We start from the raw sequence: 22,543 nt of genomic DNA, 5'->3' as shown, positions 1-22,543 counted from the left end.
TGAATCCACATGATCTGCTTTCTCAATATCGTCTTTCTATGTGCTCTCCTTCATTACTCACTTCTCATACCTCCAGACTACATTATATTCAAATGATGCATAACTTCTGTTTATGTTGCATGAACTCTACATTCATTAACAGTAGTAACCTCTCCTAATCGTTTATTAGAAAAATGTTCAGCAATTGCCCCTTGTTTTCTGAATAGGCCATACTTTTTTTTAGCTATGAAAGCGCCTCAGATTTTTACTGGATTTGAGTAGGTTTATTTCATTATGTCTACATTTGAATTGAATGCGCTTACAAAATATACCCCTTGGAATGGTAATAACAATTATTCCTTTGTCAGAGAAATATAACCATGTCCATTTACATGATCTCTGGTTATCAAAATAGAGAAAATTTGTTTTAAATTAATATTCTAAATCTACTTGACATTCGAAAAAAAGATGTATATTATAGCATTACAAACAAGAAAATACATATATGAAATAATTATCCATTTATATTTGAAGGGAGGTTATCCAGATGGGTAGAATTCTCAATCTTCAAAAGCTGCAAACGGCAAGCAAGTGGTCTGACTTGGATCAAGAGGCAATCAGCATTTCTTCTTGTGATTCTCAAAGCTGCTAATTGTAAATGGATGAGCGAAGGACAGTGTGATTCACACTGTCCTTCTACTTAATTGTAGTCGTGTGTATTTGGAATAAAGGAGGCATGTTGATCCTATGAAGCAGGAATTTCTGAGGTATCAATTAAACCGAGTAATTAAAAGTGAATATTATGAATCTTTTGATAGATACATCCCAACGCATGAACTTATGGCGGTCATTCACCCCATGCTGCCGTCAGAATGGGTAACCCGCCAATCTAATGTATGGTGCTATGTAACACCATTCGGATATAAGCAGCCGCGTCAGGGATGGAAAATCCATATCTCTTCAATTCCCCAACATTGCTGTGAAGTACTGCAGGTAGTTGCAGATATGTTGTTTGCAGAGGGCATACCTTTTAAATTTTTACGAGATACAAGGTTAGCTCGATTGTCAGGGGGAAAGATGTGGCGACGTGAGGCCGGAGGAAAGTTTATTACTATATACCCAAAAAATGAAGATATATTTACCTCAATCATCGAACAGTTGAGACAAGCCTTGCAACTATACAAAGGACCTTACATATTAACGGACCGCAGGTACAAAGATTCCAGTACGGTCTATTATCGGTACGGAGGGTTTGATGGATTCTCGTTATTAACGCCGATGGGGGACCGACGGCACTACTTAGTGTCACCAGAGGGAGATTACCACCCCGATATGCGCATGCCGTATTTCACTCCACCGCCATGGGTGGATGATCCTTTCCCCGACAATGAAGACAGCAGTGATTCCCCTTATCTAAAGGATGGACGTTACCGTATTGATAGTGCATTAAGCTTCTCCATGCATGGTGGTGTGTACATCGCGACAGATATGACGACCAATCAGGAAGTCATTGTGAAGGAAGCGAGACCATACACACAAGTGGATGAACAAGGACACGATGCTGTATATCGTCTCCGAAAAGAATATGATATTTTGAGGCTCCTCTCTGAAGCGAAAGTGGCCCCACAACCCCTTGATCTGTTCCAGGATTGGGAGCATACCTTTCTGGTGGAAGAGTTCATTACTGGCATACCACTTAACCGCTTCTTTGTGACACACACACCGCTTATGTATGGTGACCCAAGTGACGAAATGAAACACCATTATTTATGCACCTTAAAAAAGATATGGATGTCACTCGCTCTTTGTGTTGCGAAATGCCATGAGCACAATCTGGTTTGCTGTGACCTATCTATCACTAATGTTATACTGCGTGATGTAGAAGAAGGGTGCGTAACGCTCATTGACATGGAATCAGGTTTTCGTAATGGAACGGATCGCTACAGTTCAATTTTTACGCCTGGCTATTCTACGCGAGATGTGAACCAGGCACCAAGGTTCGAGGATGATATCTATTCATTAGGAGCCATTATGCTGGCGCTGCTGCTGCCTGTAAATAGTATTTATGAACTTGATCCCTCAAAAAAAGATACATTTTTAGAAGCGTTTGCGATGGATCTGGGTATGCCGACGGGTATGCAGCATTTAATACGGTCTTGTATACATCCTGATCCTTCAACGCGTCCAACCGCTCAGAACATCGTGGAATGCTTGAAGAACTTGCAAATTGAAATCGTTCCGGAGCAACCACTCGTACGAATAACGGAGGAACAATTACTAGACACAATCGATGGCATGGTCAGATACGTCATGCATAACGCAGATTATTATCGGACGGACCGTCTATTTCCAGGAGATCCCATACTATTCCAACTGAATCCGCTTAGTATTGCGCATGGTGCAGCCGGGGTTGCCCATTCGCTGCGCATTATTACGGGCGAAGTGCCTAAGCCGGTGTTGTCTTGGATGTTGGCACGTACGATGTCAATCGAACATATTCCGCCAGGGCTATTTACAGGAACCTCTGGAATAGCATGGGTACTGTTAGATGCAGGTTTGCGAGAACCGGCCGAACGTCTGATGCACAACATTCAGGAGCACCCAATGTTATGGCAATCAGCGAATTTATTTACAGGAGCTTCAGGATATGGCATGGCTTGTTTACACTTTTACCGTGCAACAAAAGACGATCATTGGTTGCAGCAAGCTATACGGGTAGGTGATTATATTCTTGCTTCCAAGCAGGATGCACAGGAGGGGAGTTATTGGCTGGATGCTGAAGGTGAAGCTTGGTACGGTCTCGCGAATGGATCAAGCGGTGTCGCGTTGTATTTGTTGTACTTGAGCATTGCGACGAATGACTCCAGCTATTTGAAGGCAGGTGAACAAGCGCTTGCATTTGAGCTTGGACATTTAGGGGAAATCGAGGAAGGTCATTTAAGTGTTCCACGCGGCAAGGTGGATGCCCCAGACCATGTGTTATCGCATTATTGGCAGGACGGTTCAGCAGGCGTGGCCAGTGTGCTGGTTCGATACTGGGCACATACTGCAAAGTCCCCATACTATCATGTTTTAACAAGGCTTGCGAAAGATACGTGCAAAAAGTACACCAATTTCCCTTGCTTATTCAAAGGGCTGTCTGGCTTAGGCAACTTGCTTATAGATATGTACCAATTTACAAATGATGAGCACTATCTTGAAGCAGCGCATCGAGCTGCAAGTGGTGTGATGCTGTACCGATTGGAGCGACCTAACGGCATTGCGTTCCCAGGTGAACAACTAATGAAAATATCAACAGATTATGCAACCGGCTCAGCAGGCGTGGCATTATTTTTGCATCGTCTGGCACACAGCGAGCAGAAGTTGAACAATTTTAACTTTACACTTGATTATCTCTTGGAGCCTGACAGCAAAACTCATCTATGTAAGGATTCCAGCGTTATGGTGTAATGCATCATATAGAGTGCCAAGGAAGAGTGATGATCGTATGAAGCCTTCATTTAATCTATCTACTTATTCGCAGTTGTTCAGGAATCGTACGTTGATGATGCTGTGGAGCGGCGGGATTATTTCCTTAGTTGGAGATATATTTTTTAACATTGCGATTGTTTGGGCTGTCTATTCGCATAGTCAATCCATGCTTCAATCTTCACTTGTACAAGTCGTCTGGCATGTCAATCGTCTGTTGATGGGATTTGTAGCAGGTACTGTAGCTGATCGTTACAATCGTAAATTGATTATGGTAACAACAAATATTTTGGCAAGTTCAATTATTGGGTTATTGGCTGTTGTTGTCTGGAAGTGGGATAATCCTCCCGTCATTGTAACACTTTGTTTTGTATTTCTCCTCAATGGTATCACGACATTTATGACGCCTGCACAAAGTTCAGTTATACCTGATGTGGTAGGACCTCAATTGCTCGCAGACGCTACTGGCACTTATTCCATCTTATCTCGTGTATTTTATATCGTAGGTAGTAGTGTTGCAGGTATTTTCATTTCCTTTTACGGAGTATTATCAGCGATTATAGTTAATGCATGCTCTTTTCTGGCGGCGGCACTATTTATTCTCCCCCTCCAATTGCCGGCAAACACAAAGTCGGATAAAGATCCAGTTAAAAAGTCTTCCTTCTTGCGCGAGATGAGGAATGGTTGGCAGGAAGTAACTAAAATCCCTGTATTAAAAACGATTATTATGTTAGGCATGCTCATTAATGTAGCTTCATTTATGGGGCCTCTGCTGCCAGGATTGGTTGATCAACAGCTTCATGCTGGAGCAGCGGCATTGGGCAGCATTGAGGCAGCTGCCGTTGTTGGAGCAATTCTGGCCGGGTTATTCGCTGGCTCTCTGGAACGCAAAATTGGTGCTGGACGTGTCATGATCATAGGTTTATGTATTGTTGGCTTGTCTGTACTAGGTATTGCGATGTCTTCCTGGCTTCCGCTTACATTGTTACTGTTTACCATTCGTATGCTTGGCATGACGATGACTAATATTGCGATGGGAACAGCGATCCAATTAGTGATCTCCCAAGAATATCGAGGTAGAGCTTGGGGAATCTCATCCAGTCTTGCGGTGATTGCTATCCCTATAAGCAGTTTAATAGGGGGATATGCAGCAGATTTCTTTGGAGCAGCACCACTCTATATTGTAGGGGGGATTTGGTTTTTGTGCTGTGCTTCCTTTATAGGAGTTAAAAAGGAAATAAGGACGCTTCGCCTGCACACCATTTATGAGTCGCACACAAAGAAGGATCTGGTTGCGCAAACGGGTATAACTTCCTCACAGTGATTGCCTAAAGCGCTTAGTTTCTTCCTCCTGATAAGTACATTCAGTGTTCCAATAGGGTGATCTCAGAAAAGAGTCGTAGCAATCGTTTGCGGCTCTTTTGCTTGTCTTGTCAGCACTCCAACGTCATCAAATGTAAAGCAGTGTGATTTTTGTACCATCAGTACATGCCAGCAAGGTGTTGAGTTGCTGCATAATGTAAATGAACTAGAAATTAGTGTTGTGGTGATTGCTGCACCACCGTATAAGATGATGTTAAATGCGCATGCTACAACAAGTCGAATTGAATTTTAGTCAGATAGGAGTGCGCATTTATGAATATGAGGGTTGTTGTATGGAGTGTCATAGCCAGCAGCGTGCTTGTGATTGGAATGACAGGTTGTGGTTCAAATAATAATATGGAAGCAAAAACGTCACATCCACAGACACAGACAGCAATTCATCCCAAATCAAACAAATCATCCAATATCAGCGCTAAACAGTTGGAACGACGGTACTATACTTATAACGTTAACCATACACAAACGGCTAATCCGATAGATCGAAATTATGTCACCACTAACAATGGCTCCAAACATTCTTTTAAAAAGATGGTTATGAACGATAAGATTGCTAAACGATTAGAAGGCATACATGAGATTCAGTCCGCAAAAGTACTGGTAACGGATCGAAATGCTTACGTTGGCGTTGCCTTGAAATTAAGGGCATCCATAACTAATAAACAAGGCAGTCGTAACAGCCGCATGAAGACGGATTATATGGATACTGAACGTATGGGTTCTTATCATGCACGAACGTCCAATACCGGGATGCAATCCCAAATATTAAGTAATCAATTGATCTCCCAGATTAAAAATGAAGTAAAACAAATGGAACCGAACTGTCAAGAAGTGTTCGTTTCTACTGATTCAAGCTTGATCGAACGTTTAAATCAGTACACGCAGTACGTCAAACAAGGTCACCAATTAAGCGGCCTGAATGTGGAATTTCAAAATTTAGCGAATTATGTATTCCCGCTGGATAGGCTTGATGATAAACGTACCCGCATGCTGCCTAGAAATCAGTAGCTTGAACTGTTAGACTGTGCTCTGTGCCATAAATAACGAGAAGCTCGTCCTCCAGTTGTATGAGGTGAGCTTTTTTGATGTGCAGCACGTAAAAAAAGACACTTCGTATTAAGCAAGAAGCTTAAAAAGGAAGTGTCTGCTAACTTGAACCTGAATGCATGATAGGCAAGTGCTTATTATTAATGAAAGTCGCGGAACAAGCCAACAACTTTGCCAAGAATAGTGACATGCGTCAAACGAATGGGCTCCATGGCCGAGTTCTCTGGTTGAAGACGGATATGATCTTTCTCTTTATAAAATGTCTTCACCGTAGCTTCGTTCTCTTCTGTCATAGCAACCACAATATCGCCATTATTCGCAGTCTGCTGCTGACGAACGATAACGAAGTCTCCATTATGTATGCCGGCTTCAATCATACTTTCCCCATGAACCGACAACATAAAGACGTTATCATCGTCGCCTGCCATATGGAACGGCAATGGGAAATAATCTTCAATATTCTCTGTTGCTGTGATTGGCTCGCCAGCGGTTACTTTACCAACGATCGGCACACGTACAACAGTGTGACTGAACTCGCTGCCGCGCTCAGATTGATCATGGCTTAACAGTTCTATCGCTCTAGGCTTGGTTGGGTCACGCCGAATAAAGCCCTTCTTCTCTAGACGATCTAAATGCCCGTGAACAGTGGAACTGGAAGCTAAGCCTACTGCTTCACCAATCTCTCGGACAGAAGGGGGATAACCTTTCAATCGAACTTCAGTACGTATAAATTCAAGAATCGCTTGTTGACGGCTTGAAATTTTCGACAATAGAATCAACTCCAATGAGTACACTTTTGCAAAGATTATATCACAGAACCTCCGTTCGTACAAACATAAGTTCTAAGGGATAGCGATAACTAAAAAAAGGGAACGAATGTTCTAAGAAAAGTGTTGACTCAAACGTGTGTTCGTGCTAAATTTTTGCTTAAATAAGAGAACGCACGTTTGGAGGGGAATTACCATGATGTATACTACATATCGTTCAATTTACACTCAATCAACTAGACCTACATATAACGGAAAGTCAGCTCGCAAGTTGCGTATCAAGAGATTTACTTTGGCGATAACCGTAATTATTGGACTGTTTATTGCATTTGGTACCATTGTTCAAGCTATTTCCTCTAATGATAATGATAATGATAGTGAGAGGGGGATACCTGCCAAGACTTCTATCCGTGTTATCATCCAACCGGGAGATACACTGTGGGCCATTGCAAAGGAACATCTGTCCGCTGACATGGACATCCGAGATTACGTTTATATCATTATGAAGAACAACGACTTGAATGGCGGGCTAATCCAAGCAGGTGATGTGATCGAGGTTCCTCTTTTTTCTTCACCATAGAGAAGCTAGAGCTCACGTTCATACTCGAGCTGTTATTGTTATAGGCTGTCATACCATCAAGCTTGACAACGATCTTCCACCATGTCAAAGTAAAGGTTAACGCCAGTACAACATGGAGGTAGAATATGAACATCGATATGATGATAGCGCGTATTAATGAGCTGGCACGCAAGCATAAGACGGTTGGTCTGACTCAAGAGGAAGTAGCAGAACGTGCCCAGTTGCGTGAACAGTATTTAGCCTTATTCAGGAAGCAAGTACGTAATAATTTGGACACTATTCGGTGGGCGGAAGACGAAGAGCAACAAGGTCCGTCTTCAGGTACGGTTCACTAAATTAAATAGATCATGTGAGATGCGAACACTACTATAGTGGTTCGCTTCTTGCACATTTTCGAGCAAGATTGGCTGTGGCATGAGCGTGATTAGATTTAGGCGATCATCTGTTTACAATGAACAAGTGCTGTACTATCCAGCAAACGGTCGCAATCTATCATGCTATGTGAATTTTTTTTCGATCTTTGCTTGATGTATATAGCCGTTTACACCTATATCTAGGAGGTAGTTATTGTAATGTCACGCAGTTGGGAACGTAAAGTACGCAAGAATAGTTCAGTATTGAACAAGAAGCTGCAGAAGGACGGCAAGCCGGTTATTCAAGCTGGGCAAGAGCAATATGACGAGTATAGGGGGAGAAACTTTATTCTGCCATCTGTTCTCATTATTTTAGCACTGATGTATGCTGTCATCGGAAGTATGTTCTGGAGCAAGGAACAATCTACATTGATGTATTGGGTGACTGTAATTGCGTATATCGGACTTGGCTTGGTGTTGTTTGCAAAGCGGCCGTTCCTGAAGGTTGGTCGAGACAACATTATGACTACCAAATGGAATCGAGTACGTGTATTGTACGCTAAGGATATCAAGAAGATTACGATTCAACCTGGATATGTTGTTGTTCAGCAATCAAAGCGCGGTACTAATTGGGTATTCTCTCGCGTGATGAATCGTTACGATACAGAGCTAATGGGTGCGCGTTTAACTAAGTTTGCAAATCAACATCAGATTGAGCTTGAGCAACTGTCGAAGTAAGTGGAAGCGGGGGGAAAGGGATGACGATCAGAGCAGTATTGTTTGATCTGGACGATACGTTATTATGGGATGACCGCAGTGTAGAGGAAGCATTTTCAGAAACATGCAAGTATGCTCAAACGGTGTCGGGAGTTAATCCCGACGCCCTGCAACAAGAAGTACGTGAAGCAGCTCGCACGTTATATGCATCATATGATACGTTTGAGTTTACGAAGCTGATTGGCATTAACCCATTTGAAGCTTTGTGGGCTCATTTCACAGGCGGGGAGCATGAAGAGTTTCGCAGGTTGGAGCATGTTGTTCCGCAGTATCGCGTTGAAGCGTGGACGCATGGACTTCGTGCGCTTGGCATAGAAGATGAGGGTCTAGGAAGAGTCTGCGCTGATTTATTTATGAAAGAACGCCGGCAGAGACCTTATGTATATGCAGAAACATTTGAAGTATTGGCACAGCTAAAGGCACAATACCCGTTGTTGCTCCTTACGAACGGAGCTCCATGCCTTCAACAGGAGAAGCTTGATGGCGTGCCGGGTATCCTTGAGTACTTTGACCATATTGTGATATCTGGCAATTTTGCAGAGGGCAAGCCAGCCATTAGTTTGTTTGAACATGCAATGTCTTTACTTGGCATTGAGCCACATGAAGGATTGATGATAGGGGATAAATTGACCACTGACATACAAGGTTCTATTAATGTCGGCATGCATAACGCTTGGGTTAACCGAACTAATCAAGAGCTATCAGGAGTTGTACATCCGGAGTTTGAAATCAACAGTTTACAACAAATATCCGAAATTATCCGCATAATTAACAATCAGCAAGCTGCTGTATAAGGACGATCATTAACGTGAGCTTGATTTGCAGCAATTATGTAACAACTAAACTAAATGGATCATCATTTAAGAGGGAGCCTGCACATGTGCAGGTTCTTTTTCGTAGGAGGAGTTAGAAGTAAACCTATTACTTATGTTATGTTGTATGTGATAATTGTCATAATTAGTTCACAGTTAAAGTGATGATATAGCCCTATCGGGCCATAACGAAAAGGTATATCATGGATATAATGTAAACAAACACAGTGTGACAAGTATACATAAGGAGTGAACTTGCGATGTGGAAGAAAACAGCCTTATCAGCCATGCTGGTATTAGCGCTTATAACGGGGTGCTCGAATGACAAAGGGACCAACTCAAGTCATGAAGGGCACAGTATGGAGATGGAGACCCAAGCAACTGGTGGTCAGATGGAGTTGATTGCCGTTGAACTAAAAATTCCCGAAAATATAAAGGTCAATGAGCCAGCTGTATTTACAGCACATGTTACGTTAAAGGAACAACCGATCAATGACGCTGAAAAAGTTGAATTCGAATGGTGGCTGGAAGGTGCAGAGCATCAGAAGAGGGAAGTCAGTGTTAAAGCGGATGGTAACTATGAATTAGAACAAACATTTGATCAGCCAGGTAAGTATACGATCATCTCTCATGTCTCGGCGAATGGAATGCATTCGATGCCAAAGAAATCGTTTGAAGTTAAGAATTAAGGTAGGAAGATGAAATAAGGGGGACAGGCTCTAAGCATAAGAGGCTGTTCTTTTTGTATTCAAAATATGTTAATACACGCAAGAGTGGTAAGGCGCAGCAGGGTGAAAATATCCCGACAGGAGCAGCCTGTCGGGATCGTAAGCTAAGCTTATTAAGCTTTAATAAATGCAGGGTCTTCGAAAGGATGTGCAATCCAGCCCTCTGTCTCAATGAATAGGCGGACAGCGACAATTTCACGTCTTTCCGATAATGTAAAGAAATGAGGAATGTTTTCTGGTACAGAGATAACGTCGCCTTGCTCAACTAGCACATCCATATAACCAACATCGTCGGAACCTTTAATAACAAAGTATCCTTCGCCAGCTGTAATCGCACGTACCTCGTCTTCCGTATGCGTGTGGACCTGCTCGAATTTTTTCAATAATTCTTCGATATTTGGTGTAGCGTCTGATAGTGAGATCAAGTCCCACGTCAAGTAACCACGACGTTGCGCCAGATCACGAATCTCAACATCAAACGTTTCCAGAATCTGTTGCTTCTCATCATCTGATAAAGCAAATTTATCTCTTAATGCCGGTGCAAGCTTGCCAGCATCCCAATGTTCGTATAGTACGCCCTGTGCCTCCAGAAAGGCTTGAATGTTCTCTTCTCCGGTGATTAATTCGTCCGTGTTGCGAATTCGAATCTGTGCCATGTGAATCCCTCACTTCTCCAATATGATTACTTTATTCGTATTATAGTACAGAGGAAATGATTGGGCAAGAAACATTTTCATTCATGTTAATCCCCATCTTTCCTATTGGTAAGAGTTCTGTTAAACTTAGTTCTAACGTTTTTAGACAGAGCAGACATAGAGGGTGGGCTGAGGAATGAATAAACCGGCATTACAAGCGCGTCTTCAAGACCGCATTCTCATTTTAGATGGTGCCATGGGTACTATGATACAGCAAGCTGATCTCACGCCGGAAGACTTTGGCGGGGAGCATTTGGACGGCTGTAATGAAATGCTTGTATTAACTCGTCCGGATGTCATTTCCAGCATCCATGATCAATATTTTGCGGCAGGTGCCGACATTATTGAAACCAATACGTTCGGTTCTACTAGTGTTGTTCTTGCTGAATATGATCTGCAAGACCGTGCAGTAGAGTTAAACTTGGAAGCAGCTAGACTTGCCGTTGAATCTGCTAATAAGTATACAACGGCAGACCATCCGCGCTATGTAGCAGGGGCTATGGGACCTACAACCAAGACGCTATCGGTAACAGGTGGGGTCACGTTTGACGAATTGGTTGAGAGTTATTACGAGCAGGCACTTGCATTAATAGACGGTGGCGTAGATGCCCTTTTGCTAGAGACATCACAGGACACGCTTAACGTGAAGGCAGGCTCAATTGGTATCCAACGTGCAATGGAAACAAGGGGGAAAATACTCCCCATTATGATATCCGGCACGATTGAACCGATGGGAACGACACTTGCTGGGCAAAATATTGAATCTTTCTATGTATCGTTAGAACATCTGCAGCCGATTTCAATCGGCTTGAACTGTGCAACAGGTCCGGAATTTATGAGAGATCACCTCAGAACGTTGGCTGGAATCGCCAACGCAGCGGTTAGCTGCTATCCAAATGCAGGCTTGCCCGATGAGAATGGACACTATCATGAATCACCGGAATCATTAGCACGCAAAATAGCTGCATTTGCAGAGCAGGGCTGGTTGAACATTGCTGGAGGGTGTTGTGGTACGACACCTGAACATATCCGTGTACTTGCGGAGACACTTGCTCGATATGAGCCTAGACGTCAGTTTGGCGAGCATCCACCTGCTGTATCTGGAATTGAGACCGTATATATCGAAAATGAAGGCCGACCTTACATGGTTGGTGAACGTACGAATGTACTTGGATCAAGAAAGTTTAAGCGGTTAATTGCTGAGGGTAAAATAGAGGAAGCGGCAGAAGTAGCACGCGCTCAAGTCAAGAACGGTGCACATGTCATTGACGTCTGCTTGCAGGATCCAGACCGAGACGAAGCTGAAGATTTGAAATTATTTTTACAAGAAGTTGTGAAGAAGGTCAAAGTGCCGCTTGTCATTGATACGACAGATTCGAAGGCACTTGAATTGGCATTAAAATATACACAAGGCAAAGCGATCATCAATTCAGTTAATCTCGAAGACGGCTTGGAGAAGTTCGAACAGGTTGTTCCACTCGTCCATCGTTATGGAGGGGCGCTTGTTGTGGGTACGATTGATGAGCGCGGTCAGGCGATTACTAGAGCAGACAAATTAGAAGTTGCCAAGCGTTCCTTTGATATTTTAGTTCATCAATTTGGTATCCAAGCGAAGGATATTATTTTTGATCCGCTCGTGTTCCCGGTAGGGACAGGCGATGAGCAATATATCGGCTCAGCCAAAGAGACGATAGAAGGAATACGCCTGATCAAAGAAGCTTTGCCGAACTGTCAGACGATACTTGGTGTCAGCAACATCTCGTTCGGGCTGCCTGAGGCTGGGCGAGAAGTGCTGAACTCTGTGTTCTTATATGAGTGTACAAAGGCAGGACTTGACTATGCAATCGTGAACACGGAAAAGCTGGAACGTTATGCCTCTATCCCTGAACATGAACGGAAGTTATCTGAAGCGCTGCTTTATGATACTAATGATGAGACACTTGCTACCTTTGTAGCAGCATTCCGGGACCGCAAGGTGGAGAAGAAAGAGAAAACTAGCAATTTACCTTTGGAAGAGCGGCTAGGCGCCTATATTGTAGAAGGAACAAAAGAAGGACTAATTCCAGACCTCACTTTGGCGCTCGACAAATATACATCGCTCGAAATCATCAACGGCCCGTTGATGGCGGGGATGGAGGAAGTCGGTCGATTGTTTAACAACAATGAACTGATCGTGGCTGAAGTTCTCCAGAGTGCTGAAGTGATGAAAGCATCTGTTGCTTTCCTTGAACCTTATATGGAAAAGAACGAATCCGCTGTTAAAGGGAAAATTTTGTTGGCTACTGTAAAAGGTGATGTACACGATATCGGTAAGAACTTGGTAGAGATCATACTTGCCAATAATGGCTACCAGATCGTTAATTTAGGCATAAAAGTTCCTCCCCAGGATCTAATCGAAGCTTATCGCCGCGAGAAACCAGACGCAATCGGGTTGTCGGGCTTGCTTGTGAAATCAGCGCAGCAGATGGTCATTACAGCTCAAGACATGCGCACAGCAGGTATTGATGTGCCTATTATGGTCGGTGGCGCAGCATTAACTCGAAAGTTTACAAAGAATCGGATTAGTCCGGAATATGACGGACTTGTGTTATATGCGAAGGATGCCATGGACGGGTTAGACTTGGCGAATAAGATTATGAACTCAAATGAACGTCGAGTGCTTGTAGAAGAGCTGCGCTCCCATAAGGAACGATTGGCAAGGGAAGGCGAACAACAGCAATCGCTGCCTAAGCTGACAAGAGCGGTGCGTTCCAACATCAAGGAGGCAGATGTATACATCCCACCTGACTTGGATCGCCATGTGCTGCGGGACATACCTACTCCGCAGATCATTCCTTATGTCAATATGCAGATGCTGCTCGGTCACCATCTTGGCTTAAAAGGGAATGTTGATCAGCTATTCGCGGCAAGAGATCCAAAGGCACTTGATCTAAAGGAAACGATTGATCAATTGTTCCGTGAAGGCTCGCAGAAAGGCTGGCTTCAGGCTAATGCCATGTATCGCTTTTTCCCAGCTCAATCCGAAGGCGATTCCATTCTCGTTTATAACCCGGACAATGTGTCAGAGGTGCTGCATACATTTACATTCCCACGTCAACAAGTGGAGCCGTACTTGTGTCTGTCCGACTTCCTTCGCTCCAAGGAAAGCGGCGTAATGGATTACGTAGGTTTTATGGTTGTGACAGCCGGAAGAGGAATACGCGATCATGCTGAAGTAATGAAGCAGGAAGGGCAGTATTTGCGCTCGCATGCGCTGCAATCGCTGGCCCTTGAGATGGCTGAAGGCTTGGCCGAACGTATCCATCATATGATGCGTGAGACTTGGGGTTATCCAGACCGTGAGGATATGACGATGAAGGAACGGTTTGGTGCACGATATCAAGGGATTCGAGTATCGTTTGGTTATCCTGCGTGTCCGAATTTGGAGGACCAGGAGCCGCTGTTTCGCTTAATGCAGCCAGAGGATATTGGTGTTATACTAACAGAGGGCTGCATGATGGAACCGGAGGCGTCTGTAAGCGCGATGGTGTTTGCACATCCACAAGCACAATACTTTAACGTGGATAAAGCATAGGGAAATGTAGGGATAATAAAGCCTCTGTATCTAGGACTAGATGCAGGGGCTTTTCGGCAATACCATAACATATAACATGTTTCTTGATATAACTACGTTAAATATTAATTACATCAATAATGATTGGAAGTGTTATTTTGGACGTTTACTTCTTAGGTACAGGAGCAGGTATGCCAACGACAAGACGTAATGTCAGCAGTATGGCTCTTCGATTGTATGAAGAACGAGGAAGTTTTTGGATGTTTGACTGTGGAGAAGGGACGCAGCATCAAATCCTGCGTTCGCCTCTCAAACTAAGTAAGTGTGAATTTATTTTTATTACCCATCTGCACGGAGATCACTTATTTGGGCTCCCAGGCCTGCTATCCAGCAGGGCTCATCAAGGTGGCACAACACCCTTAACCGTGTTTGGACCAAGAGGGCTCGGAAAGTATATGAAGACTGTATTTGAGGTCAGCCAGACGGAGGTACCGTATCCATTGCTGATCAAAGAAATTGAAGCAGGAGTCATCTGGTCTGATGACCAGTTCTCAGTTACGGCACTGCCGTTAGAACACCGTGTTCCCAGCTTTGGTTATCGAATTCAAGAGAAAGATCGTCCTGGCCGGTTAAAGTTTGAGATGCTGCGAGATAAGGGAATTCCGCCAGGACCTTTATATGGACAATTAAAGCAAGGTATAGACGTACAATTACCAGACGGCGAGTTAGTATTTGCAGCTTCTGTGCTGGGAGAGGCGATTCCAGGCAAGAAAATAGCAATAATGGGGGATACCCGACCTTGTGACAATGCAGTTCGATTAGCACGTCATGTTGATTTGTTGGTGCATGAAGCGACTTTCTTGGAGGAGAAGGCGGAAAATGCACATGAATTTGGGCATTCTACTGCGAAGCAGGCGGCTACGATTGCACAAAGAGCAGGCGCCAAGAAGTTGGCATTGACCCATTTCAGTTCTAGATACAAAGATGATGATTTAATACAACAATTGCTCGAAGAGGCTGTGTCTATTTTTCCAAATACGGAACTGGCAGACGAACATCACATCATTACGACATCTTAACATGGATAAAATGTTCTGTTAACGCTCCTTAGGTATGCTCTTGCTAGGAAGGGCTATGGTATGTGCTGAACGTCAATGTCAATACGAAAGCTTAGCACAAGAATGCCACGCTCTAATGCCGAGGAGGAGTTCTTATGGATACGGGAAGTCATTTGTTGTTTGGCGCCACTTTGGCAGGGTTGGCATGCGCGGACCCTTCTGTTGCCGGACATACAGAATTATTTTATGCAGTTTTGACTGCATCGTTGATTGGTGCTCACGCACCAGACTTTGATACCGTAACCCGGCTTCATAGCTATTCAGCGTATATAAGGCATCATCGGGGGTGGACTCATACGCTCCCAGCCATTTTACTGTGGCCTCTCCTTATTGCTTTGCCAATCGCGGCCTTGTTTGGTGTGTGGGATTATTGGCCAATCATAGCGATTTGGAGCTGTGCTTCTGTCATGATTCATATCGTCCTTGATACATTTAACGCATATGGTATACAGGTACTTAGGCCCTGGACACGTAAATGGGTGCATTTAGATGTGTTGTGTTTGTTTGATCCTTTTTTGTTTATCATTCATGCTGCTGCGTTGTCCAGTTGGCTATGGCTGCCACGAACAGATGCAGTGATGTGGTTTGTTAGTGTGTATGTGCTTACCGCTTTGTATATTGGCTGGAGAACGCTTGTGCATGAGTATGTACGTTCAATGCTTCGACTGGCCTATGCAGATGCGGTTCATGTACAGCTAATTCCCGGCATCCGATGGTCGCGCTGGCAGTTCCTAGTGGAACAGGAAGATTGCTTTGTAACTGGCTGGATTATTAACAATCGATTCATTAGAGAAGAAGACACCTATGTTAAATCGCCTACGCAGCCGGAGGCGGTTAGCCGAGCGATGACAACAGATGGGGTACGAGCATTTCTGTCTTTTGCGGAGCGAGTAAACGTGCAATGTCAACAATGGCAGGAAGGCTATCGGGTCATTTGCAGTGATGTTCGTTTCTGGCACAACCACCGGCTTCCGTTTCGAGTCGAAGTGGAGCTGGACGTGGAATATAATGTGATAGATACCAAAATGGGCTGGAATAAGAAGGGCTGGGAGCCACCTTACGTTTAATAAATATGATACACTAAAATGAAAACAAGAGACGGTGAAATATCCGTTTCTTTTTTCATCCGCCAGAAGTTAAAGTATCCAATTTATTATTATTTTCCGGGAAAGCGCAGGAAATGACAGCTTTGTCCTTTAAGAACCCTTAGATGGGAGTAATTCTGCCATAACTTCCGTTGACAACGTCATTTTTCGTCGAAACTGCTGTGCTCCAGCCCTTGCATGCTGTCGAGTGGTTCATTACAATGAATGAAGCTGCATCGGTAGTGAACGCACACATGTTGCATACATAGAAAGGTGGTAACCCCATGAGCAAGCTTGGTTTTACAATTGTAGGATTCGGGGCGATTGCCAAAACGCATATGGTAGCATTACGCACCATGCCGATTATAAAGTCACTTCCGGTTACACCGGTTCTGGATACATTAGTTACTCGTCGACCTGATACATTGCGTGAACAGGCAGAACAGATTGGGTTTCGTCATGTAACGAGCAATTTGCAGGAAGCGCTGGCTGAGGGGACTTCTCAGGCTATAAGCATTTGTACGCCTAATGCAATGCATGCGGACCAAGTTCGTCTAGCAGTGTCCAATCAACTAGCTATATATTGTGAAAAGCCAGTAACAGAATCTGCGGTTCAGACTGCGTCGCTGCTTCAGGATGTGCCGGTTGGTTATCCGCAACAGCTTGCATTTGTATTTCGTTATCATCCGGCTGTTCTGCGGACAAGAGCTTGGCTGCAAGAGGGTATTATTGGGGATGTGCTGCAATGCAAGATTTCGTATATGCGTTCTGGCTACCTTAATGCAAATCGGCCTGTTAGTTGGCGTTTAAGCGACTCCATGTCAGGGGGAGGCGCTATAACAGACATCGGAGTTCATGCATTAGATTTGATTCGTCACTTGTTCGGTGAATATAAGTACGTAGAAGGCAAGACGCATACATTTGTCCCCCGCAGGCCAACGGCTGCTGGCTCTGCTGAAATGACCAACATTAACGTAGATGATTGGGCAACGATGACTTACGAGACTGAGCAGGGAGTCAGAGGACAAGTTGAAGTGTCACGAATAGCATTGGGCGCGGATGAATTCCGAATAGATATCGTAGGTTCAAAAGGCAGTATTATCTGCGACTTGGAACGGGATACACAACCTTCGCTGCACCTCATTAGCGGTTCATCTTCTACACTACCTGTGCCTGATTCCATACAGTTACTTCCAGATGAGAAAGCTACGATGGGCGTATTTCAGGATAGTCATTTTGCGGCGCTTCATCACTTTGTGCTTCGACAAGCAGGGGATCTGAGATGGACTGATATTGCTCCTACGCTAGCAGATGGATATGCGGTAGAACGCTGGATAGATCATATTATTGCTTCACAATCCCGCAAATAGAGGTCTGAGCATGAGGAGTAGATGAGATTTAAGGGTGTGAAGAACGAAAAAAACCTGAATATTTTGGTATCATAAGGTACATTGACCGCTCGATATCTTCTACTCGAGGATTTGTCATGCTGTTAACATAAGCAGTTGTCGAGAAAGAAAGGAATTATGAGATGAATGTAACGAATCAGCGTCGGCTTCACGCTCTTATCGATCTGGACGGAACGATGTTTCAGGGGTCAACAAGAATCGAAGGGGCAGATGAACTCATACACGCCATGTTAGAGTGGCACGTTCCATTTTTATTTGTCACTAACAATTCATCACGTTCGCCAGAGCAAGTAGCGGATGTACTTCAATCAATGGGGATTCCGGCGAAGGCGGAAGATGTGCTTACTTCTGCTCAGGCAGCAGCTCAATATATTTCCAGCATGTTTGCTGGAAAGACTGTTTATATGATTGGAGAACTAGGACTTCGTGCGGCGCTTACAGAAGCAGGGGTGGAATGGACGGATCAACCCGCAGATGTATGGCAAAAGCAGATTGACGTAGTTGTGCAGGGAATTGACCGCCAGTATTCATATGAGAAACTTGAGGCGGCCGCTTGTGCGATTCGAGGCGGGGCAGCTTTTGTTGCCACCAATCCGGATTACATGCTACCTTCAGATAAAGGATTTTCTCCGGGGGCAGGGACGTTAATGGCGGCGCTTCAAGCTGCATCCGCAACAGAACCTATTATTATCGGCAAGCCATCGTCGATCATTATGAATGTTGCATTGGATCGATTAAACTGTCAGGCGGAAGAGACGCTTGTAATCGGGGATAATATGATGACGGATATGTTAGCAGGGGCTAGCGCGGGGTGCCGCACGGCATTAGTCCTTACAGGTGTGACCACTTCTGATAATTTAGCATCGTATAAAGAGAAGTCTGGTGTAAACCCTGAGGTTGTCTGTCAGCATCTTCATGAAATGAAAAAGTGGCTGGCGAAACAACTGGGCCGATAATTATAGAGATAGAGAGGAAGATGTAAGCATGATTGAATTGCCGCAAATTGAACAGCAGCGTAGAAAGATCGACCAACATTTTGTAGGACAGCGCATATGTGAAATACAGGTGCAAAAGGAATCCTGGATAAATATTTCTCTAGGCGAGTTGTCTGCTGCTGTGACAGGTCGTCAGTTACTTTTTGTTGAACGTAGAGGTAAGGCATTTATTTTTCATTTGGATGATGGAAAACGTCTATTGCTGCATGTAGGCGTAGATGCATATTTCAGCTTTAGCCATGATGATGCTGAGGCCGAAGTGGATTCGAGCAAACAGCAATTGGAAATTAAATTTGAACAAGGCAGCTGGCGCATAGCTGGAGCACGCACGCTGTCGCTCCAATGGATAACGGCAAAAGAGCTTGATGAGCAGCTAAAAGCTTGGGGACCAGAGCCGCTGTCGCGTAATTTGACGTTCGAATTATTCAAACGTCGATTTGCCAAACGTCGTTCTTCTTTAAAAACGGCGTTAACAAATCCGGCTTTAATTGCAGGTTTGACACCATTGATAGCAGATGAGATCAGTTTCCGAGCAGGTCTACTCCCTTCTGTTCGCATTGAAACGTTAACGGAGGAAGATTGGGCGGAATTGTACCGGGCGATGGTAGAATGGCTGCATGAAGCGATTGATGAATCACAAGCTACTCCGCATACTTATGCGGTAACAGGGCGCACGGGAGAACCTTGTTTCCAATGTGAAACAAAACTAGAAGAGCTGCGCATAAATGGAAAAACGGCGGTATACTGTCCGAGTTGCCAACATGAGCATGTAAAGGTTAGTGAACCGCAAGGCGTCTAGCGGCTGCGGCTTGCATGCCGGATATGTAGCTGTTGATGGGCTTTTGGTACGGCGGTCAGCGTAGGGATGTATACGATGAAAGGTACACTTCGTTACGGATGTCACCTTCGTTCACATGGCAGCTTTACACAAATGGGGAACAAAGCCATCCGGTTAGCTGAACTAGAGGGATGCAGCTGCTTTCAGTTTTTTGCTAAAAATCCACGCAGCTTACAGCTAAAGTTGGATTACGAGCAGGATGCTCACGAGTGCAGGTCATTGTTAGAAACGGCTTCAATTAAGACGATTATTCACTCTGCATATGTGTTGAATATAGCTACATCGATGCAACCGGACAGTACATTGTTTACGGCTCATGCGATGAGCTTGCTTAATGATCTTGTCATCGCTGATGCCTGTGGGGCAGTTGGGGTTGTCGTTCATTTTGGTGTGATTAAGCACAGTGACAAATTACAGGGATATCGTGATATAATCACGATGCTGAATGTAGTAACTGACTCTTGGCATGGAAATGCATTGATCTTGTTGGAGAATCAGGCGGGTCTACATGGCGGATTGGGTGTCACGCTGGATGAATGTGTACAGATTCGTAAATTGTGCCATAAACCAGACCAGATCGGTTTCTGTCTAGATACCTGCCATGCCTATGTCAGTGGGATGTGGAATGCAGATCATACGGAAGGAACGTCCCAATTGCTGGAGCATGGACGGAATATGGACTATTGGCCATATGTTTCTGCTGTTCATGTGAATGATGCCCAAGAGGCCTATGGCAGTAAGCGAGACAGACACGCGGGAATTGGGCAGGGCAGGATCAGTCCTACAGCGATGGAGCAGTTGTTAACGTCTGCAGAACTCCGAGATAAGCTGTTGATTTTAGAAACGCCTGAATCGGGTGAACGGCTGCATAGTAAAGAGTGGCAATTAATACGAGCATGGTATGCTCTGGACCATCATACATCCCATCATAAATAGCAGAATAGTTAACTTATTGTGATGAGGTAACTTCCTACACAGAATGAATGGCATGGGGGTGTACAGCATGATACATGTTTATTTGGATGACTGGCGGCGATGCCCGGCGGGATTCATATTAGCTAAAAATGCTGAGGAATGCTTGCTGCTGCTTGAAAATGAAGAGACGGATATTTTATCGCTCGATCATGACCTAGGACCAGATGAGCCAACAGGTACTGAACTCGTTCGTGAGATGATTAATCGAAAGCTGTTTGCTCGTCGTATCTATTTGCATACTTCCAGTGCAATTGGGAGACAACGTATGTATCAGATGTTATATGAGCATAAGCCTGATCATGTGCTGCTTATAAATGGTCCTATGCCTCCTGAAGTGCTGTTGGAAGTAAGTGCAGGGAGGCTATGAAGTCGATATCCGCGCAACAGCTAATAGATCAGGTGCAGGATGGCACTTTACGAGATAGGTTGGATGCTGTGTATGTCTACTCGCCTTTATGCGGAACTTGTGCGTTAGGTGAGACGATGCTGACGATTGCACTTGAAGCACTGCCACAATGTCGAGTATATCGGATGAACATTAATGATGCAGCGAAGGCGGCTATTTTATTACAAATAACAAGTGTGCCCTGTCTTATTATATGGGATCGTCAAGACACATCAGCACCTGCTCAATACATATACGCCATGCAATCGGTGACTTATTTGTATGAGCAGCTCAGTAGAGGACGTGGCTGAATAATAGAACTGGGCAAACGCAAAGAAACAAGCAGTCGTGGAGGAATTTTATTTTGTCAGAAATAAATATGCAGGAAATACAATTACCAGTAAATTATGAGAGATCGTCGCACTGGATTATAACGTCTAACCATGGTTATATCCCATACGCTCAGGAAGAGCTGCGACGTAGGTATGCTGAGCTCAAAAGTCAGATCTTTGTCTCGGGTGAAGTGGCACTTATGGAACTTCCGCGTGCAGTCCAAGACATTTGGCAGGATATGAACGCCGAACCTGTTATTTTTGTTAGGGACATGTTTCCAGTTCAAGTCGTAGTGGAAGCAGTAGAACTAACTACCGCAGAGCAAGCTGAGCAGATCTTAGTGATCATGCAAGAACGAAGTGGTATTGCGTTTAAATCTATGGATGCTGTATCGATCCATTTGCGTCGAAGTGGCAAAGGAGCGGATGAAGCGGAGCAGCGTTCGCTAAAGTCATTTATTAAAGATGCGTTGGAACGGCATGGGGCCCAGGTGGTCCTTCAGCAGCCTCAGTATATCGTTTCAATTTTTGAACATCAAGGTAATATCTACGCAGGTTTGGCGACACTTTCTAATCAAGGTTCTGACTGGCCTGGTGGAGCAATTCGTTTCCAACGTGAAGAAGGACAAATATCCCGTGCGAAGTTTAAGCTGCTGGAGGCTGAACGCACGTTAGGGCTTGATTTGTCCGCTTATCAGCATGCGTTGGATATAGGAGCAGCCCCAGGCGGATGGACAAGCCTGCTATTAGAGCGAGGTCTGACAGTAACAGCAGTGGATCCTGCCAATATGCATCCGAGTCTGATTGACCATCCGCAATTATCGATTATTAAAGGAAATGCAGGAGAGGTTGCATTTGAACCGCATGAGTTCGACTTGCTCGTATGTGATATGAGTTGGAGCCCAAAACATACAGCTCAGCTTGTCATCCAGTTGCTTGAAGCTGTAATGCCAGGGGGAACAGTTATCGTTACGGTCAAGTTGATGCACAAGAAGCCACTGCAAACAATACGGGATTGTATGGAGATGTTTGCAGAACATCTACAGATTGTTCGTGCGAAGCAGTTGTTTCACAATCGAGATGAAATTACGTTGTATATGATGAAGTATTAATGTAGTACAATATTTAATTCGATTAACCTTGTAAAAATGCCTTTCTGGATTTTTGTATGGAAAAAAGTGTAGACAAATGAACGTGTGCCTTTTATAATGACATCAACACGTACCAAAATATTCAAATGTGGGAAAGCATCCCGAGCGCGGCCATA

General features: G+C 44.3%; 20 protein-coding genes. 18 read left to right on the top strand and 2 right to left on the bottom strand.

The window, feature by feature from the left end; translation table 11 throughout:
* Positions 1–726 precede the first annotated feature (726 nt).
* From lanKC to MH117_RS07105, 3 genes are all read left to right on the top strand, one after another.
* On the top strand, positions 727–3,429 hold the full coding sequence (gene lanKC / locus MH117_RS07115) for a class III lanthionine synthetase LanKC (protein ID WP_239327987.1): 2,703 nt from the start codon (positions 727–729) through the stop codon (positions 3,427–3,429).
* A 37-nt stretch (positions 3,430–3,466) separates the two neighbouring features.
* Complete coding sequence (locus MH117_RS07110; protein WP_239327986.1) at positions 3,467–4,771, top strand: MFS transporter; 1,305 nt, start codon at positions 3,467–3,469, stop codon at positions 4,769–4,771.
* A gap of 311 nt (positions 4,772–5,082) precedes the next feature.
* Entirely contained in the window at positions 5,083–5,835 is a 753-nt protein-coding gene (locus tag MH117_RS07105; RefSeq protein WP_239327985.1) for a YhcN/YlaJ family sporulation lipoprotein, read from the top strand.
* 179 nt (positions 5,836–6,014) lie between these two features.
* Here the strand turns inward: MH117_RS07105 and lexA are convergent, their stop codons facing one another.
* Positions 6,015–6,644, bottom strand: a complete 630-nt coding sequence (lexA, locus tag MH117_RS07100) for a transcriptional repressor LexA (RefSeq protein WP_239327984.1) — start codon at positions 6,642–6,644, stop codon at positions 6,015–6,017.
* A 193-nt stretch (positions 6,645–6,837) separates the two neighbouring features.
* Between lexA and MH117_RS07095 the strand changes: the two genes are divergently transcribed.
* The 5 genes from MH117_RS07095 to MH117_RS07075 all read left to right on the top strand — a co-directional run bounded on the left by MH117_RS07095 (position 6,838) and on the right by MH117_RS07075 (position 9,852).
* Positions 6,838–7,221, top strand: a complete 384-nt coding sequence (locus MH117_RS07095; protein WP_239327983.1) for a LysM peptidoglycan-binding domain-containing protein — start codon at positions 6,838–6,840, stop codon at positions 7,219–7,221.
* A gap of 125 nt (positions 7,222–7,346) precedes the next feature.
* Positions 7,347–7,556: a DUF896 domain-containing protein gene (locus MH117_RS07090; protein ID WP_239327982.1), complete on the top strand. Its 210-nt coding sequence runs from the start codon at positions 7,347–7,349 to the stop codon at positions 7,554–7,556.
* 237 nt (positions 7,557–7,793) lie between these two features.
* Positions 7,794–8,312, top strand: a complete 519-nt coding sequence (locus MH117_RS07085; protein ID WP_239327981.1) for a methyltransferase — start codon at positions 7,794–7,796, stop codon at positions 8,310–8,312.
* 20 nt (positions 8,313–8,332) lie between these two features.
* On the top strand, positions 8,333–9,145 hold the full coding sequence (locus MH117_RS07080) for an HAD family hydrolase (protein ID WP_239327980.1): 813 nt from the start codon (positions 8,333–8,335) through the stop codon (positions 9,143–9,145).
* A gap of 278 nt (positions 9,146–9,423) precedes the next feature.
* Positions 9,424–9,852 (top strand): FixH family protein, encoded by a 429-nt coding sequence (locus MH117_RS07075; protein WP_239327979.1) that lies wholly within the window; start codon positions 9,424–9,426, stop codon positions 9,850–9,852.
* 152 nt (positions 9,853–10,004) lie between these two features.
* Here the strand turns inward: MH117_RS07075 and MH117_RS07070 are convergent, their stop codons facing one another.
* The gene (locus MH117_RS07070; RefSeq protein WP_239327978.1) at positions 10,005–10,547 is read right to left on the bottom strand and encodes a 1,2-dihydroxy-3-keto-5-methylthiopentene dioxygenase; all 543 of its coding nucleotides are present in this window, start codon (positions 10,545–10,547) and stop codon (positions 10,005–10,007) included.
* A gap of 175 nt (positions 10,548–10,722) precedes the next feature.
* Here MH117_RS07070 and metH point away from each other — a divergent pair, with 175 nt between their 5' ends.
* The 10 genes from metH (at position 10,723) to MH117_RS07020 (ending at position 22,388) form a co-directional block, all read left to right on the top strand.
* Positions 10,723–14,160, top strand: coding sequence for a methionine synthase (metH, locus tag MH117_RS07065; protein ID WP_239327977.1), 3,438 nt, complete (start codon positions 10,723–10,725; stop codon positions 14,158–14,160).
* Between the two features lie 137 nt (positions 14,161–14,297).
* On the top strand, positions 14,298–15,218 hold the full coding sequence (rnz, locus tag MH117_RS07060; RefSeq protein WP_239328673.1) for a ribonuclease Z: 921 nt from the start codon (positions 14,298–14,300) through the stop codon (positions 15,216–15,218).
* Between the two features lie 134 nt (positions 15,219–15,352).
* Positions 15,353–16,324 (top strand): metal-dependent hydrolase, encoded by a 972-nt coding sequence (locus tag MH117_RS07055; protein WP_239327976.1) that lies wholly within the window; start codon positions 15,353–15,355, stop codon positions 16,322–16,324.
* A 302-nt stretch (positions 16,325–16,626) separates the two neighbouring features.
* On the top strand, positions 16,627–17,712 hold the full coding sequence (locus tag MH117_RS07050; RefSeq protein ID WP_239327975.1) for a Gfo/Idh/MocA family protein: 1,086 nt from the start codon (positions 16,627–16,629) through the stop codon (positions 17,710–17,712).
* Between the two features lie 161 nt (positions 17,713–17,873).
* The gene (locus MH117_RS07045) at positions 17,874–18,707 is read left to right on the top strand and encodes a TIGR01457 family HAD-type hydrolase (protein WP_239327974.1); all 834 of its coding nucleotides are present in this window, start codon (positions 17,874–17,876) and stop codon (positions 18,705–18,707) included.
* Between the two features lie 28 nt (positions 18,708–18,735).
* Complete coding sequence (locus MH117_RS07040) at positions 18,736–19,545, top strand: DNA-formamidopyrimidine glycosylase family protein (RefSeq protein ID WP_239327973.1); 810 nt, start codon at positions 18,736–18,738, stop codon at positions 19,543–19,545.
* Between the two features lie 75 nt (positions 19,546–19,620).
* Entirely contained in the window at positions 19,621–20,520 is a 900-nt protein-coding gene (locus tag MH117_RS07035) for a deoxyribonuclease IV (RefSeq protein WP_239327972.1), read from the top strand.
* 67 nt (positions 20,521–20,587) lie between these two features.
* A complete protein-coding gene (locus MH117_RS07030; RefSeq protein WP_239327971.1) occupies positions 20,588–20,926 on the top strand; it encodes a cyclic-phosphate processing receiver domain-containing protein in 339 nt (112 codons plus the stop codon).
* Positions 20,923–21,255 carry a thioredoxin family protein gene (locus MH117_RS07025; protein WP_239327970.1) on the top strand — a complete coding sequence of 111 codons (333 nt, stop codon included), beginning with the start codon at positions 20,923–20,925 and terminating at the stop codon, positions 21,253–21,255. The genes MH117_RS07030 and MH117_RS07025 overlap by 4 nt, the downstream gene beginning before the upstream one ends.
* Before the next feature lie 53 nt (positions 21,256–21,308).
* The gene (locus MH117_RS07020) at positions 21,309–22,388 is read left to right on the top strand and encodes an SAM-dependent methyltransferase (protein ID WP_239327969.1); all 1,080 of its coding nucleotides are present in this window, start codon (positions 21,309–21,311) and stop codon (positions 22,386–22,388) included.
* Positions 22,389–22,543 lie beyond the last annotated feature (155 nt).

The organism is Paenibacillus sp. ACRRX (assembly GCF_022346885.1).
Taxonomy (GTDB): domain Bacteria; phylum Bacillota; class Bacilli; order Paenibacillales; family Paenibacillaceae; genus Paenibacillus_B.
This window is presented reverse-complemented; position numbering and strand designations above follow the sequence as displayed.